Below are 15149 nucleotides of genomic sequence, written 5' to 3'. Positions count from 1 at the left end.
GGCACCTTTCGGAGCCAAGCCACACGTTTCACGCGCCCTGCAAATGGCTGAAAATCAACAATTTTCTACACATTGCGAGGTTTCGCCATGAGCGATGACCGCGAGTTCCGCGTCCGTCCCGGCCGCATCCGCTCGACCCGCGCCCAGCAGGCCCGCCCCTTCGTCGCCCAGGCGCTCGCCGCGGCCCGGAAGGCCGGCGGCGGGGTTTCCCGTTCGGCCAAGATCGCCACCGGCCACCGCTCGCGTTTCGGCAGCGGGCAGGTCGCCAGCCTTCAGGCCAGTCGCCGGATCACGCCACGCTCACGTGGCGCCGTGGTGAAGGCGCGCGTCGTCCGACACACGACCCGCGCGGGTTCGCTCGGACAGCACCTTACCTATCTTCGCCGCGAGGGCGTGACGCGAGACGGGGAGAAGGCGCGGATGTTTGGTCCCGAGAGCGACAGCGTGAATGTCGATGCCTTCACCGAGCGTTGCCGCGAGGACCGTCACCATTTCCGCTTCATCATCTCGCCTGACGATGCCCTGGAGATGGAGGACCTGCGGGCCTTCACCCGAGACCTCGCTCGCCAGATGGAAAAGGACCTCGGCACCGGTCTCGACTGGGTCGCCGTCGATCACTGGAACACCGAGCATCCCCATGTGCATCTGATCGTGCGCGGCCGCCGCGACGATGGCCAGGACCTCGTGATCTCCCGCGACTATATCAAGGAGGGCATGCGCGATCGCGCTCGTGACCTGATCACCCAGGAACTCGGCCCGCGCACCGAACTCGATATCCGCCGGAGTTTGGAACGCCAGATCGAGGCCGAGCGCTGGACCGAGCTCGACCGCCAGCTCGTGCGCGAGACCCGCGAGAGCGGCATCATCGACATGGCGCCTGCTCCCGGCCGGCAGCCGGACGAACACCATGCGCTGAAGGTAGGACGCCTCCGCAAACTCGAGGCGCTCGGCCTCGCCAGTGAGATCGGCAATGCCCAATGGGTGGTGGAGCCGGAGGCGGAATCTACCCTGCGCGGGCTCGGTGAGCGTGGCGACATCATCAAGCGGATGCACCGCGGCCTGACCGAACGCGGTATTGAGCGCGGCACGGCAAGCTACGTCCTTGCCGCCGAAAGCCTCGACGTGCCGGTGATCGGCCGGCTGGTCGCCCGCGGTCTTGATGATGAACTCCACGGCTCCGCCTATGCCATCGTCGATGGCGTGGACGGGCGGTCCCATCATATTCGGCTGCCCGATCTCGATGCCGCCGGCGATGGTGCGCCGGGCTCTATCGTCGAGCTGCGCACCTTCGATGATGCGCATGGCAAGCGACGTGTCGCGCTCGCCGTGCGCTCTGATCTCGACCTCGCTCATCAGGTCACGGCCACCGGCGCCACCTGGCTCGACCGGCAGGCCATTGCGCGGGACCCCGTTGCTTTGTCGGACGGCGGCTTTGGCGCTGACGTGAATCAGGCACTTGACCGACGCGCCGAGCATCTCATCCGCGAGGGTCTGGCCGAACGGCAGGGACGGCGGATCGTCTTCGCCCGCAATCTCATCGACACGCTCCGCCGCCGGGAACTGGAGGTCGTGGGAGAGAAGCTCGCCGCCGAGACCGGCCTGCCGTTCAACAATGCCGGCAGCGGGGAGTATGTCGCCGGGACCTATCGCCAGCGCCTTGTGCTCGCATCCGGCCGCTTCGCCATGCTCGATGACGGCCTCGGCTTCCAGCTCGTGCCCTGGTCGCCATCTCTTGAGCGCCAGCTCGGCAAGCATGTCTCCGGCGTCGCCCGTGACGATGGGGGCGTCGACTGGAGCTTCGGTCGCAAGCGCGGCCTTGGCCGCTGACCCGAGAGAAGGATCATCACCATGTCGGCGACGAAAATCCTCTGGGGGCAGATCCTCACCGTGCTGCTCATCGTGCTGGCGGCGATCTGGTGCGCCACACAATATGTGGCCTGGAGCCTCGGCTTTCAGGCTCAGCTGGGCGCCCCGTGGTTCGCGCTTCTCGGGCTGCCGATCTACTATCCGCCGGCCTTCTTCTGGTGGTGGTACTTTTTCGATGCCTATGCGCCGGAGGTGTTCTTCCAGGGCGCGCTGATCGCCGCCTCCGGTGGCTTCCTTTCCATCGCCGTCGCCATTGCCCTGTCGGTCTGGCGGGCGCGGGAGGCATCCAGGGTCGAGACCTATGGTTCAGCGCGTTGGGCCGAGAGGGAGGAAGTCCACGCCGCCGGCCTCCTCGGTTCCGATGGCGTCATCCTCGGCCGGTATGAACGGGACTATCTGCGCCATGACGGGCCCGAGCATGTGCTGTGCTTCGCGCCGACGCGGTCCGGCAAGGGCGTGGGCCTGGTCGTACCGTCGCTGCTGACCTGGCCGGGATCGGCCATCGTCCACGATATCAAGGGCGAGAACTGGCAGCTCACCGCCGGCTTCCGCGCCCGGCATGGCCGCGTGCTGCTGTTCGACCCCACCAACGCCAAGTCCGCCGCCTATAATCCGCTGCTGGAAGTGCGCCGCGGCGAGTGGGAAGTGCGTGACGTTCAGAACATCGCCGACATTCTCGTCGATCCGGAAGGCTCGCTGGAAAAGCGAAACCACTGGGAGAAGACCAGCCACGCGCTGCTGGTCGGCGCCATCCTCCACGTCCTCTATGCCGAGAAGGACAAGACGCTCGCCGGCGTCGCCGCCTTCCTCTCCGATCCGAAGCGGCCGATCGAGACCACGCTCGACGCCATGATGAAGACCGCGCATCTCGGCGATACGGGTCCTCATCCCGTCATTGCCAGCGCTGCCCGCGAACTGCTGAACAAATCCGACAATGAGCGCTCGGGCGTGCTCTCCACCGCCATGTCCTTTCTCGGCCTCTACCGCGATCCGGTGATCGCCGAGGTGACGCGGCGTTGCGACTGGCGCATCGCAGATATCGTCGGCGGCAAGCGACCGTCGACCCTCTACCTCGTGGTGCCGCCCTCCGACATCAATCGCACCAAGCCGCTGATCCGCCTCCTGCTCAACCAGATCGGCCGGCGCCTCACCGAGGACCTGCAGGCCAAGGCCGGACGCCATCGTCTGCTGCTCATGCTGGACGAGTTCCCCGCACTCGGCCGGCTCGACTTCTTTGAATCGGCGCTCGCCTTCATGGCCGGCTATGGCCTGAAAGCCTTCCTCATCGCCCAGTCGCTGAACCAGATCGAGAAGGCCTATGGGCCGAACAACTCGATCCTCGACAACTGCCATGTCCGCGTGAGCTTCGCGACCAATGACGAGCGCACCGCCAAGCGCGTCTCCGATGCGCTAGGCACCGCCACCGAGATGAAGGCGATGAAAAACTATGCCGGCCACCGGCTCTCGCCGTGGCTGGGCCATCTCATGGTCTCGCGCTCGGAAACTGCCCGCCCGCTGCTCACCCCCGGCGAGGTCATGCAACTGCCGCCCACGGACGAGATCGTCATGGTCGCGGGTACACCGCCAATCCGGGCGAAGAAGGCCCGCTATTACGAAGACGCGCGGTTTCGGGACCGGCTTTTGCCGCCGCCAACGCCCACTAGTGGTGCAGCCGTGCAGCCCGATGACTGGACCGCGCTGCCGGTGCCCAGGCCCCATGAGGGTACTGGCGGGAGCACCGCGGACGAAGGTCGAGACGAAGACCCGACCGGCTCCGCGCACCGGCACCAGCCCGAGCTCAGCCGCGTGAAGGCAGTCGAGAAAATGCAGCTCATCGAGAACGAGTTCGAGTTCGACAGGGATCGCGACGACGAGATGGAGGACGTCGCCACCCGGAACCGCCGCATGACCGGACTGATGCAAGGTGTGGCGCGGCAGGTCAGCCTCAATCCCAATGACGGCATGGAGCTGTGATCGCCATGGCAGGTCGCCCGAAGAAAGCGCAGATATCCGTCTATCTCGAGCCCGACATCATGGACATGCTGGCGCACTATGCCGCCCAGCGCGACCAGCCCATGTCCCTGATCGCCCAGGCCGCGATCGCCTCCTTCCTGTCCCCCGACAGCGCCGAGCGTCAGGAGGCCGCTCTTGCCCGGCGCCTCGGCCAGATCGATCGCCGCCTCGCGCGGCTGGAGCGCGACCTCGGCATCTCTACCGAGGCCTTCGCCACTTTCATCCGCTTCTGGCTCGCTACAACGCCAGCGCTGCCCGAGCCGGCCGCCCAGGCCACACGGGCCAAGGTCTCGGAGCGCTACGTAGCCTACACCCGCGCCCTCGGTCGGCGCCTGGCGAAAGGGCCTCAGCTGCGGCAGGAGATCGGGGAGGATGTTGGGGGAGCGGAGAAAGACGGGAGCAGCCGGAGTTGATCCTGCTCGGACTGTGAGAAGGCCTGCTTTCGGGCAGGGTCGGTATCGGCGGACCAATCACGACCATTGCAAAGCCCGCCCCGGTCGTCGACAGCTTCCAGTTCAGGTTGAACAACTGTGCGACGGAACTGACGCACCCCTGCCTGATATCGTCGCTACGAAGCTCGATCGAAGCGGTCATGGTTAACGCGATATTTTCTTATGCGAGTTGACTATCCCCCTCGATGAACCGCCTTTCCGGGCGCGATGGAAGAGGTTAATGCCATGGCTGAAACACAGATCGAGTGGACAGACGCCACCTGGAATCCCGTCGCGGGCTGCTCAATCGTCACCGCTGGCTGCACCAACTGCTATGCAATGCAGATGGCTCGCCGGCTCGAGGCGATGGGGGTTCCCAAGTACGAGGGGCTGACCCGAAAGAGCGGCAAACGGGCGATATGGAATGGCGTCGTCCGTGAAGATCGCGCCGCGCTGGACATCCCCTATGGCTGGCGAAAGCCCAGAAAGATCTTCGTCAATTCGATGAGCGACCTCTTCCACGACGCCGTTAGCGAGGACTTTATTCTCGACGTTTGGCGGGTCATGCGAGAGACGCCGCATCATAACTATCAGATACTGTCCAAGCGCCCCAAGCGCATGGCTGAAGTCGTGGCGCGTGCTATCCCCGACGTGCTTCCCAATGTCTGGCTTGGTACCAGCGTCGAAAACGCCGACGTTGTCGAACGGATAGATCATTTGCGTGCGGTTCCTGCCGCCATCCGGTTCATCTCATTCGAGCCGTTAATCGGGCCGGTGGGCGCCGTCGACCTAACCGACATTCACTGGGCGATCGTTGGCGGCGAAAGCGGCACGAACGCTCGCCCAATTCGCGAGGACTGGATCGACGAAATTTACACCCGCTGCGAGACCTTCAGCACAGCTTTTTTCTTTAAACAGTGGGGAACTTGGGGCAAGGATAACAAGAAGCGTTCCAAAAAGGCCAACGGCCGCGAGTACCGTGGACAAATCTGGAATGATATGCCTATGGCGCCTGAGATTATCTGATCAGTCATGTAGTCTGCAGGGCTGTCGATTTGAAAGGTCGCGGCAAATATGGCCGTCAAGCATTACGACTGGAAATTGGGACAGCCTTTGCCGAAGATCGGCACTCACAGCATCGCTAAACACGATGTGTTCGCCAGCTATATCGAACGGTACATCAACATTCTTTCGTCCAATCCCCGGCGTCGGGAGCTGAACCTGACGGTGGTAGATGGCTTTTGCGGCGGCGGCGCCTATCAAAACGGGTCTACGATTGTTGCAGGATCCCCATTAAGAGTTCTTCGGGCTGTAAAGGCTGCTGCAGTCGGCCTTACGATGACGCGGCAGAATGAATTTGCCATGAGGGCGCAATTTTTCTTCATTGACAAGCGCCGGGAACATACTGAGTTCCTTTCTCATGAACTGATGAATTCTGAATTCGGGAAAGATGTTGGAAATTCAATTACAATATTGACGGGTTTGTTTGAGGAGCAATCGACAGAAATTATACGAGCGATTAAAGCCCGCGGCCCTAGCCACCGGTCGTTATTCTTCTTGGATCAGTATGGATGGAGTGCGGTTTCATTCGCGACAATCCGCGAGATTTTCGCCGATCTTCGTAATCCCGAGGTCTTGATCACCTTCTCAGTTGACTCACTAATTGACTACTTTTCGGATGCGACAGCGAGAACCATGGGCGGGCAGGCAATCGAACTTGACCCCGCCATGGGCGACGTGATTAGGGCGCTCAAGACTGAACAGGGGCAGCGTCAGGTGATTCAAGGCATGCTCTACAAGCACATCATCTGCAGCACAGGAGCAGACTACTACACGCCATTCTTTATCCGTTCGGCTGATAGCCGTAGATCCTACTGGTTGCTGCATCTGTCCAAGCACACCCGCGCTCGAGACGAGATGGCAAGGCTGCATTGGTCGATGAGCAATGTTTTCGTTCACCCCGGTGATGCCGGCTTCAACGCTCTTGGCTTCGATCCCAGCATCAATCTGGATCAGGCGAAGCTCGAATTTGATTTCGGCGTCGACGCCCGTAAGGACTCCCTCGCCGCGGCAATAGATCAGCTTCCGCGCTTAGTGCGCGATGACGCGCCAGATGCGGCGACGCCTGTCACGATCGGCGATCTATTTCGCGCGCATTGCAATGAGACGCCACTGACCTTTGATCTCGTTTCCGAAGCGATCGTCCAACTGCGCGACGCCTACAGCGAAATTGATGTTTTCACGGAAGACGGCCGCCCAAGGCCCGCCGCCAAGGCCCTAAGCTGGACCGATCAGGTGCGTAACCGTCCCCAAAAGTCGTTCATCCGGAAGCTCGGCCGATAGGGCTGTCATGATCCACGTCGTCTCGGATCGTTTCTCAAGCCAGGGACTTGGTTCGGTCCTATCCGAGATATTTGAAAAATACGTCAGTTCGGCGCCAGGGTTTCCTAACGGCACAAGAGGACAGAAACTCGTGTCGGTCGCCGATTTCAGCGGTTCCCACGCTGGCTCGCGTTACGATACCTACGCGTTTCTGCTGCTCGATTTAGACGCTAATGACTGGTGGTTTCAGGCGCAACGGGCGTTTCGTCAAGAAATTCTCAAGTCCCGTCGCTTATCGTTTAAGGCATTGAACGACCGTTTCCGCCGATCAGCTTTACCTGTTTTTATAAATGCGGCCAATGAGATCGAAGGGGCTCTGATTGTTGTCGCTGTCGACAAGAATACGGGCAGTCTGTTCGAGCGTTCCGACGACGACGAAGCTCGAGAGTTGCTCGGAGTCTGGAAGAAGTCCGTTCAGGAACAGGTCCTGAGAGTAGCTCATCTGGGCAGTTACCTCGTCGCGGGCTTTTCAGCCCCGAACCAGAACGTTCTTTGGATCGTCGACCAGGACCAGATTGCGGCGAACGACGGCCAATTAACGCAGCTTACCAAGATCGTTGCGGCGGTGGGAGTGCACTACCTTAAGCACGACCTTGGCCATCTCCGATGCGCGACGACGCTATCCGACGATGGCAGTCTAGCCATTGAGGATCTCGCGGCCATTTCAGATTTGGCGGCAGGAGCATTCGCAGAATACTTCAATGCAGTAACACGCCAGGGCCGCTTCCCTGTAAAGGGAGTCATCAGTCTGGAGCCTGTAGGGCTCTCGCCAAAGACGCGCTCCCTTTGTCGATGGCTGCTCGATCCTGGCCATCCTCTATCGAGGCTATTTCTCGTGCTCGACCGCCCCAATGACGGCGCCGGCCTGAGGGCGAGTAAAATAAAGTTCGAACCTTACGAGCCGCTCGTCAAAACGTGCTGACGGCCGTCAGCGGCACCGGCTCCTCCGAGGGGGAGAAGTTCGACGTACTCAGGTGCCATGCCGCGATAACGAGCATCAGGTCACAGGTTCAGGTGGTAGCGCGTGTAGCGGCGCTCGCCAATTCGCGTCAGGGCGCCTTTCTCGACCAGATCGTGCAGGTCGCGCGTGGCGGTGGGGCGTGAGGTGCCGGTGATCGCGAGGTAGTTCTCCGCGCTCAGGCCGCCCGTGAAGCCGCTAGGGCCCTCACGGAAGAGACGGGCGATCACCTTTTCCTGCCGTTCGTTCAACTTGTCGCGGAAGCGATCGTAGAAATGCGCCTTGGCGATGTGGAAGGCGACGCGGCCGAGCGTTGTCTGCTGGGCCGCGATGATCGTTTCCGCGAAATAGACCAGCCAACCCGTGACATCGAGCGTCCGCTGATGGATCTCGAGCTGATCGTAATAGGCCTTGCGATGCTGCTCGATGGTATGGGCGAGCGCGATCAGCGTCGGCTGGCCGATGTTCTGTGCGAGGGATTTTTCAGCGAGCGTTCGCCCGATGCGTCCGTTGCCGTCCTCGAAGGGATGGATGCTTTCGAAATAGAGATGTCCGATACCGGCCCGGGTAAGTGCCGGCAGGGGATTGTCGCCGTCCGGGGCCGAGCCATTGAACCAAGTTAGATAGGCAGCCATCTCTTCCGGAACCCGAGAGGATGGCGGCGCCTCGAAATGCACCGTCGGCCGATCCTGGCGGCCGGACACGATCTGCATCGCGTCTTCATGGAGACGGTAGCCGCCGATCGTTTCCAGATGCCGTCTGTCCGCCATCAACATGCGGTGCCAGCGGAACAGCGTGTCGGCGTCGAGGGGATCCGCCCAGCTCCGGTAGAGATCGACCATCATCTCCGCGATGCCTCGTTCCTTTGGCTTCACGTTGCGATTGTCTGTGTCGAGGCCGAGCTGGCGGCGCAGGGAGGATTGCACGCTGAGGCGATCCAGCGTCTCCCCTTCGATCGCGCTGGTCTTGACCGCCTCGTCGCTGAGGAGTTCGATCCGCAGCAGGTCCCGCTCGCCCTCGCTGACATGCCGGACCGCACCGATCACCTCGCCGGTGAGCAGCAGGAAGCGCCGCTCCAGCGGTTCGAGGGCGACCGGATCATAGGCAAAATGCGGCCAGCCGTGCTGCGTCCAGTTCCACACCATGAGCGATAGGGTCTCCTTCTATCGCTCACATAATAGCGGACACGTGATTGATAGATAGCCGTCCTATCGCTCATGGCCGTCGAAGGAGAACTCAGAGCGTGATGCTGGGTCGATAACGTGACGCGCGCGACAGGGGGAATGGCCCCCTGCTGCCGAATGATGCCCATTCTGCGATACGATCGAATGGGGATCAGGGATGGCACATGGGATTCGGCGTTTTCATTCACCGCTCGGACTCGATCTATGACGACAGCCCGGCTGAGCGGTATCAGTTCCCGCGCCCATATCTGGGACGCGTCGAGGCCTGCGTCGGCGACTGGATCGTCTACTACGAACCCCGGAAAGTGACGGAGACCCGTGGCTATTTCGCGATCGCCAGGGTCGAGCGCGTCGTTCCCGATCCCACCGCTCCGGGCATGTATCTCGCTCTCATCGAACCGGGCAGCTATCTCGATTTTGCCAACCCGGTGCCGTTCACCGATGCGGATGGCGTCGTCGAGCGCGGTGTGCTGAACGCTGACGGGCGCATTTCGGGGCGTGCGCAAGCCGCCGTGCGTCCGCTCTCGCCGGAGGATTTCAACCGGATCGTCACGCTCGGGCTGAATGACAGCGAGCCGCTGCTGCCCCGCGTCGACGAGGGTGCGTCCCTCTCAGGCTTTGAAGAAGAACAGGCGCCATTCGCGTTCGAGCAGCCCCGCGAGCGCATCGACGTTTTCTCCTCTCGTATCGTCCGCGACCGCATCTTCCGGCGCGTCGTGCTGCGCGCCTATGACGAGCGCTGTGCCATCAGCGGGCTCAAGCTGATCAATGGCGGCGGGCGCGCCGAGGTGGCAGCCGCGCATATCCGGCCTGTCGAAGCGAGTGGCCCCGACATCGTCAGCAACGGGTTGGCGCTTTCTGGCACGGCACACTGGATGTTCGATCGCGGACTGATCAGCCTCTCGGATGATCTGGACATCCTCATTTCCCGGCAGACCAACGATCCCGAAGGCGTGCGCGCCTTCATCAACAAAGACGGCCGCGCCATCGCGCCCCGCAGACTGATCGAGCGACCCCATCCCCATTTCCTGCGCTGGCATAGAGAGCATTGTTTCAAGCCGTGAAGCGGAGGCTCCCTATGCCGCTTCCGATCACTGCAGCAGTTCCGCCGTTCGCCTGTCATTGCACGCCACGCTGCGACGCGGATCGAATCCTGTTGAACCGGCCTAATATCGGGCTCTTTTAATCATCCCCACCCGGGATGAGATCGTCATGACCCCGGCATTGTCGGGGTTCGGATGGCGGCAGCACAACATCATCAGGGTTTTGCCCGCGGCGCACGGATGCTGCGTACGGCACTGGGTCCGGCGATCGCCCGGCATCTGGAAGACCCTGAAGTCGTCGAGGTGATGCTGAACCCGGACGGGCGGCTGTGGATCGACCGGCTCTCGGAAGGGTTGTGCGACACGGGTGAACAGCTGTCGGCAGCGGATGGCGAGCGCATCGTGCGTCTGGTCGCCCATCACGTCGGCGCCGAGGTTCATGCGGGCGCCCCGCGCGTTTCAGCCGAACTGCCCGAGACGGGAGAACGGTTCGAGGGCCTGCTACCGCCGGTGGTCGCGGCACCGACATTCGCCATCCGCAAGCCCGCCGTCGCGGTGTTCACGCTGGAGGACTATGTCCGCGCCGGGATCATGTCCGGCGGACAGGCCGAAGCCTTGCGCTCGGCCGTGGCGTCCCGCGCCAACATACTTGTCGCGGGCGGCACCTCGACCGGAAAAACCACGCTCACCAATGCGCTGCTCGCTGAGGTCGCAAAAACCTCCGATCGCGTCGTCCTGATCGAGGATACGCGCGAGCTGAAATGCGCCGCGCCGAATCTCGTCGCCATGCACACCAAGGATGGCGTGGCGACGCTGTCCGATCTCGTTCGCTCGGCGCTGCGCCTGCGTCCCGACCGCATCCCGGTCGGGGAGGTGCGCGGTGCGGAAGCTCTCGACCTGCTGAAGGCCTGGGGCACCGGCCATCCTGGCGGCATCGGCACCATCCATGCCGGCAGCGCCATCGGCGCGCTGCGGCGGATGGAACAGCTCATCCAGGAAGCCGTCGTCACCGTGCCCCGCGCGTTGATCGCCGAGACCATCGACGTCATCGCGGTGCTCTCGGGCCGCGGCGCGGCGCGCCGGCTCACCGAACTCGGATCTATCGAGGGCCTTGGCCCCGATGGCGATTACCGCGTCACCCCCGTCCTCACCGGAGATCTCACATGATCCGATCGCTCAATCGCGCCCGCAGCGCGGCCCAGCTGGCCATTTCTGCCACCTGCATCAGCCTTTTGGCCACGGCCAGCGCGCATGCCGCAGGTTCCTCCATGCCATGGGAGGCGCCGCTGGAGTCGATCCTGCAATCGATCGAAGGCCCCGTCGCCAAGATCATCGCCGTCATCGTCATCATCTCGACCGGGCTGGCTCTGGCCTTCGGCGATACGTCGGGCGGCTTCCGCCGGTTGATCCAGATCGTGTTCGGCCTGTCGATCGCTTTCGCCGCCTCGAGCTTCTTCCTGTCGTTCTTCTCCTTCGGCGGCGGAGCGCTCATCTGATGGCTGAGCCAATCGAGGTGCCCGGCTTCAGCGTGCCGGTCCACCGGGCACTGACCGAGCCCATTCTGCTCGGCGGCGCGCCCCGTGCCATCGCCATCCTGAACGGCACGCTCGCCGGCGCCGTCGGCCTCGGCCTGCGCCTGTGGCTGGTCGGCCTTGCCATCGGGATGATCGGCCATGTCGCGGCGGTGTGGGCCGCGAAGCGCGATCCGCTTTTTGTCGAGGTGGTACGCCGGCATCTGCGCATCCCCGCGCATCTCTCATTCTGAGCGAGATGCCATGATGATGAACCTCTCGGAGTATCGCAGCCGCAACCGCCGCCTCGCCGATTTCCTGCCCTGGGCGGCACTGGTCGCCCCAGGCATCGTGCTGAACAAGGATGGCTCGTTCCAGCGCACGGCGCGGTTTCGCGGGCCGGACCTCGACAGTGCCGTGCCGGCCGAACTGGTCGCGGTCGCCGGGCGGCTGAACAATGCCTTCCGCCGCCTCGGCTCGGGCTGGGCCATTTTTGTCGAGGCACGGCGCCAGGCCGCCGCGACCTATCCGGCGAGCAACTTCCCTGATGCCGCCTCCGCGCTGGTCGAGGCCGAGCGGCGGGCGGATTTCGAAGAGGCCAGTAGCCATTTCGAGTCGAGCTACTTCCTGACCTTCACTTTCCTGCCGCCGGCTGAGGATGCCGCGCGCACCGAAGGCTGGCTCTATGAAGGGCGGGACAAGGCGAGCCTTGATCCCCATGAGACGTTGCGCGGCTTTGCCGACCGAACCGATCGCCTCCTCAACCTCATCGACGCCTTCATGCCGGAATGCCGCTGGCTCGATGACAGCGAGACGCTGAGCTATCTGCATGGCTGTATCTCGACACACCGGCATCGTGTCCGTGTGCCGGAAACGCCGATCTATCTCGATGCCCTACTGGCCGATCAGCCGCTGACCGGCGGGCTGGAGCCGCGCCTTGGCGACCAGCATCTGCGTATCCTGACTATCACCGGTTTTCCCACCGTGACGACGCCGGGCCTGCTCGATGAGCTCAACCGGCTGGCCTTTCCCTATCGCTGGTCGACCCGGGCGATCCTTCTCGACAAGACGGATGCCGTCCGGCTGCTCACCAAGATCCGCCGTCAGTGGTTTGCCAAGCGCAAATCCATCGCCGTGATCCTGAAGGAGGTGATGACCAACGAGCAATCCGTCCTCATGGACTCGGATGCAGCGAACAAGGCGGCCGATGCCGACCTCGCGCTGCAGGAGCTCGGCGCCGACCATGCCGGCATCGCCTATGTCACCGCGACGGTCACGGTATGGGATCCCGACCCGCGCACCGCGGATGAGAAGCTGCGGCGGGTCGAGAAGGTCATCCAGGGCCGCGATTTCACGGTGATGTCGGAGACCATCAATGCCGTCGACGCCTGGCTCGGCTCACTGCCAGGCCAGACTTACGCCAATGTCCGCCAGCCCCCGATCTCGACGCTGAACCTCGCCCACATGATCCCGCTCTCAGCGGTGTGGGCAGGGGAGGCGAAGGACGTGCATTTCAATGCACCACCGCTGCTGTTCGGCAAGACTGAGGGCTCGACCCCGTTCCGGTTCTGCCTCCATGTCGGCGATGTCGGCCACACCCTCGTCGTCGGCCCGACCGGCGCGGGCAAGTCGGTCCTACTGGCGCTGATGGCGCTGCAGTTCCGGCGCTATCCTGGTTCGCAGGTGTTTGCCTTCGACTTCGGCGGCTCGATCCGCGCCGCCGCGCTCGGCATGGGCGGCGACTGGCACGATCTCGGCGGCAGTCTCAGCGAAGGGAGTGCAGAGAGTGTTTCGCTCCAGCCACTTGCGTGCATCGATGAAGCTACCGAGCGCGCCTGGGCTGCGGATTGGATTCTGGGCCTTCTCACCCGCGAAGGCGTTTCCATCACGCCGGAGGTGAAGGAGCACATCTGGACGGCGCTGACCTCGCTCGCCTCCGCGCCGGTCGAGGAGCGTACGCTTACGGGCCTCTGCGTCCTCCTGCAATCCAACGACCTCAAACAGGCGCTGCGTCCCTACTGCATCGGCGGCGCATGGGGCCGGCTGCTGGATGCGGAGAGTGAGCATCTGGGTTCGGCCAACGTCCAGGCGTTTGAGACCGAAGGACTGATCGGGACGGAGGCCGCGCCGGCGGTGCTCGCCTATCTGTTCCATCGGATCGAGGACCGGCTCGATGGATCGCCGACCCTGATCATCGTCGATGAAGGCTGGCTAGCGCTGGACGATGAGGGCTTCGCGGGCCAGCTGCGGGAATGGCTGAAGACCCTGCGCAAGAAGAACGCCTCCGTCATCTTCGCCACGCAGTCGCTGTCCGACATCGATGGCTCGGCGATCGCCCCCGCCATCATCGAGAGCTGCCCGTCCCGTCTCCTGCTCCCTAATGAGCGGGCCATCGAGCCGCAGATCACGGCCATCTATCGCCGCTTCGGCCTCAATGACCGGCAGATCGAGATCCTCGCTCGGGCCACACCGAAACGCGACTATTACTGCCAGTCACGGCGCGGCAACCGGCTGTTCGAACTCGGCCTGTCCGACATCGCGCTGGCGCTATGCGCCGCCTCCTCCAAGACCGATCAGCAGGCCATCGGCAAGATCTTCGCCGTGCATGGCCACGACAGCTTCGTTGAGGCTTGGCTGCGCCATCGCGGCCTGAACTGGGCCGCTGATCTGATCCCCAACCTCTCCAATCTGATCCCCAATGTCGAAGGGAACCGTCCATGACCGTTCGTCCGAAACGATCCCATCGCGCGGCGCGCTTCGCCATCGCACTGATGGCGAGCGTCGTCGTCACGCCTCATCTGATCGACCCCGCTTCGGCGTGGGACATTGTCTATGACCCCTCGAACTATGGGCAGAACGTCCTTCAGGCGGCACGGGCGCTGGAGCAGATCAACAATCAGATCACCTCACTGCAGAACGAAGCGCAGATGCTGATCAACCAGGCGCGCGATCTAACCAGCCTGTCGCATTCCTCGCTCCAGCAGATCCAGCAGTCGGTCCAGCGCACCCAGCAACTGCTCGGACAGGCGCAGAGCCTCGCCTTCGATGTCGGCCAGATCGATCAGGCCTTCCAGCAGCGTTACGGCAACATTCCGCTCTCGGCGTCCGATGCCGATCTTGTCGCCGGTGCACGCTCGCGCTGGCAGACGACCGTTGGCGGTCTGCAGGATGCGCTGCGGGTGCAGGCTGGCGTGGTCGGCAATGTCGACGCCAATAACGCCGAGATGGCAACGCTCGTCGGCCAGAGCCAGGGTGCCACCGGTGCGCTTCAGGCTGCCCAAGCCGGCAACCAGCTTCTCGCTTTGCAGTCGCAGCAGCTCTCCGACCTCATCGCGGTGATGTCCGCCAATGGACGCGCCGCGGCGCTCTCTGAGGCGGAACGCGCGACCGCCGCCGAGCAGGGACGCGAGCAGCGGCGGCGCTTCCTCACTCCGGGCGCCGGCTATCAACCCGGCAATGCCCGCATGTTCAGCAACTGAGGGAGGCGAACATGGACGGAGCCCTGCCGGCCCGGTTAGGGGCGGTGATCTTCGTGGCCATCGCCGGCACGGCGGCGGTTCTTGAGATGAGCCGGGAGGAGAACGCGCCGGAGCCTTCCCCCAGTCGGACGGTCAAGGCCGCGCGCGATCCTCTGCGCGATGAGCAGCGGCAGTGTCAGAAGTTGGGAGAGGCGGCTGCGCAGGACGCCGCGTGCCTGAAGGTCTGGGCGCAGACGCGGGACCGGTTCCTCGGCCGTCCCGCATCGAACGAAGGCCGCTGAG

At 63.4% G+C, this 15149-nt stretch carries 14 protein-coding genes; 13 read left to right on the top strand and 1 reads right to left on the bottom strand.

Annotated features, from left to right (window positions below):
• Window positions 1–87: 87 nt before the first annotated feature.
• The 6 genes from GBB76_RS16815 (at window position 88) to GBB76_RS16790 (ending at window position 7614) form a co-directional block, all read left to right on the top strand.
• Window positions 88–1827 carry a VirD2 family relaxase/mobilization nuclease gene (locus GBB76_RS16815; RefSeq protein ID WP_152304364.1) on the top strand — a complete coding sequence of 580 codons (1740 nt, stop codon included), beginning with the start codon at window positions 88–90 and terminating at the stop codon, window positions 1825–1827.
• Window positions 1828–1848: 21 nt separating this feature from the next.
• The gene (locus GBB76_RS16810) at window positions 1849–3840 is read left to right on the top strand and encodes a conjugal transfer protein TraG (RefSeq protein ID WP_152304363.1); all 1992 of its coding nucleotides are present in this window, start codon (window positions 1849–1851) and stop codon (window positions 3838–3840) included.
• A 5-nt stretch (window positions 3841–3845) separates the two neighbouring features.
• Complete coding sequence (locus GBB76_RS16805; RefSeq protein ID WP_152304362.1) at window positions 3846–4292, top strand: CopG family transcriptional regulator; 447 nt, start codon at window positions 3846–3848, stop codon at window positions 4290–4292.
• A gap of 264 nt (window positions 4293–4556) precedes the next feature.
• Window positions 4557–5336 (top strand): phage Gp37/Gp68 family protein, encoded by a 780-nt coding sequence (locus tag GBB76_RS16800; RefSeq protein WP_152304361.1) that lies wholly within the window; start codon window positions 4557–4559, stop codon window positions 5334–5336.
• 48 nt (window positions 5337–5384) lie between these two features.
• Window positions 5385–6653, top strand: coding sequence for a three-Cys-motif partner protein TcmP (locus GBB76_RS16795; RefSeq protein ID WP_152304360.1), 1269 nt, complete (start codon window positions 5385–5387; stop codon window positions 6651–6653).
• A 7-nt stretch (window positions 6654–6660) separates the two neighbouring features.
• Window positions 6661–7614, top strand: a complete 954-nt coding sequence (locus tag GBB76_RS16790) for a hypothetical protein (protein WP_152304359.1) — start codon at window positions 6661–6663, stop codon at window positions 7612–7614.
• An 80-nt stretch (window positions 7615–7694) separates the two neighbouring features.
• Here the strand turns inward: GBB76_RS16790 and GBB76_RS16785 are convergent, their stop codons facing one another.
• Complete coding sequence (locus tag GBB76_RS16785; protein ID WP_152304358.1) at window positions 7695–8795, bottom strand: Fic family protein; 1101 nt, start codon at window positions 8793–8795, stop codon at window positions 7695–7697.
• A gap of 203 nt (window positions 8796–8998) precedes the next feature.
• On the opposite strand from GBB76_RS16785, the gene GBB76_RS16780 reads away from it, so the two are divergent.
• The 7 genes from GBB76_RS16780 to trbK-alt all read left to right on the top strand — a co-directional run bounded on the left by GBB76_RS16780 (window position 8999) and on the right by trbK-alt (window position 15148).
• Window positions 8999–9898 carry an HNH endonuclease gene (locus GBB76_RS16780; RefSeq protein WP_152304357.1) on the top strand — a complete coding sequence of 300 codons (900 nt, stop codon included), beginning with the start codon at window positions 8999–9001 and terminating at the stop codon, window positions 9896–9898.
• 174 nt (window positions 9899–10072) lie between these two features.
• Window positions 10073–11044, top strand: a complete 972-nt coding sequence (gene trbB / locus GBB76_RS16775; RefSeq protein WP_152304356.1) for a P-type conjugative transfer ATPase TrbB — start codon at window positions 10073–10075, stop codon at window positions 11042–11044.
• On the top strand, window positions 11041–11373 hold the full coding sequence (locus GBB76_RS16770; RefSeq protein WP_152304355.1) for a TrbC/VirB2 family protein: 333 nt from the start codon (window positions 11041–11043) through the stop codon (window positions 11371–11373). Before trbB ends, GBB76_RS16770 begins: the two co-directional genes overlap by 4 nt.
• Window positions 11373–11642 carry a VirB3 family type IV secretion system protein gene (locus GBB76_RS16765; RefSeq protein WP_152304354.1) on the top strand — a complete coding sequence of 90 codons (270 nt, stop codon included), beginning with the start codon at window positions 11373–11375 and terminating at the stop codon, window positions 11640–11642. Before GBB76_RS16770 ends, GBB76_RS16765 begins: the two co-directional genes overlap by 1 nt.
• Before the next feature lie 13 nt (window positions 11643–11655).
• Window positions 11656–14109 carry a conjugal transfer protein TrbE gene (gene trbE / locus GBB76_RS16760; protein WP_152304939.1) on the top strand — a complete coding sequence of 818 codons (2454 nt, stop codon included), beginning with the start codon at window positions 11656–11658 and terminating at the stop codon, window positions 14107–14109.
• Complete coding sequence (trbJ, locus tag GBB76_RS16755; RefSeq protein WP_152304353.1) at window positions 14106–14867, top strand: P-type conjugative transfer protein TrbJ; 762 nt, start codon at window positions 14106–14108, stop codon at window positions 14865–14867. Before trbE ends, trbJ begins: the two co-directional genes overlap by 4 nt.
• An 11-nt stretch (window positions 14868–14878) precedes the next feature.
• Window positions 14879–15148: a putative entry exclusion protein TrbK-alt gene (trbK-alt, locus tag GBB76_RS16750; protein WP_152304352.1), complete on the top strand. Its 270-nt coding sequence runs from the start codon at window positions 14879–14881 to the stop codon at window positions 15146–15148.
• Window position 15149: the final 1 nt, after the last annotated feature.

The organism is Ancylobacter sp. TS-1, from assembly GCF_009223885.1.
Classification (GTDB): domain Bacteria; phylum Pseudomonadota; class Alphaproteobacteria; order Rhizobiales; family Xanthobacteraceae; genus Ancylobacter.
Note: the sequence above shows the minus strand (reverse complement) of the source record. Positions and strands in the feature narration are given on the sequence as shown.

Bases quoted from the DNA above. Each gene is read 5' to 3' on its own strand.
- GBB76_RS16810 (WP_152304363.1), top strand. From the start codon at position 1,849: ATGTCGGCGACGAAAATCCTCTGGGGGCAGATCCTCACCGTGCTGCTC.
- GBB76_RS16785 (WP_152304358.1), bottom strand. From the start codon at position 8,795: ATGGTGTGGAACTGGACGCAGCACGGCTGGCCGCATTTTGCCTATGAT.
- GBB76_RS16800 (WP_152304361.1), top strand. From the start codon at position 4,557: ATGGCTGAAACACAGATCGAGTGGACAGACGCCACCTGGAATCCCGTC.
- trbB (WP_152304356.1), top strand. From the start codon at position 10,073: ATGGCGGCAGCACAACATCATCAGGGTTTTGCCCGCGGCGCACGGATG.
- GBB76_RS16780 (WP_152304357.1), top strand. From the start codon at position 8,999: ATGGGATTCGGCGTTTTCATTCACCGCTCGGACTCGATCTATGACGAC.
- GBB76_RS16790 (WP_152304359.1), top strand. From the start codon at position 6,661: ATGATCCACGTCGTCTCGGATCGTTTCTCAAGCCAGGGACTTGGTTCG.
- GBB76_RS16805 (WP_152304362.1), top strand. From the start codon at position 3,846: ATGGCAGGTCGCCCGAAGAAAGCGCAGATATCCGTCTATCTCGAGCCC.
- GBB76_RS16770 (WP_152304355.1), top strand. From the start codon at position 11,041: ATGATCCGATCGCTCAATCGCGCCCGCAGCGCGGCCCAGCTGGCCATT.
- trbJ (WP_152304353.1), top strand. From the start codon at position 14,106: ATGACCGTTCGTCCGAAACGATCCCATCGCGCGGCGCGCTTCGCCATC.
- GBB76_RS16795 (WP_152304360.1), top strand. From the start codon at position 5,385: ATGGCCGTCAAGCATTACGACTGGAAATTGGGACAGCCTTTGCCGAAG.
- trbE (WP_152304939.1), top strand. From the start codon at position 11,656: ATGATGAACCTCTCGGAGTATCGCAGCCGCAACCGCCGCCTCGCCGAT.
- GBB76_RS16765 (WP_152304354.1), top strand. From the start codon at position 11,373: ATGGCTGAGCCAATCGAGGTGCCCGGCTTCAGCGTGCCGGTCCACCGG.
- trbK-alt (WP_152304352.1), top strand. From the start codon at position 14,879: ATGGACGGAGCCCTGCCGGCCCGGTTAGGGGCGGTGATCTTCGTGGCC.
- GBB76_RS16815 (WP_152304364.1), top strand. From the start codon at position 88: ATGAGCGATGACCGCGAGTTCCGCGTCCGTCCCGGCCGCATCCGCTCG.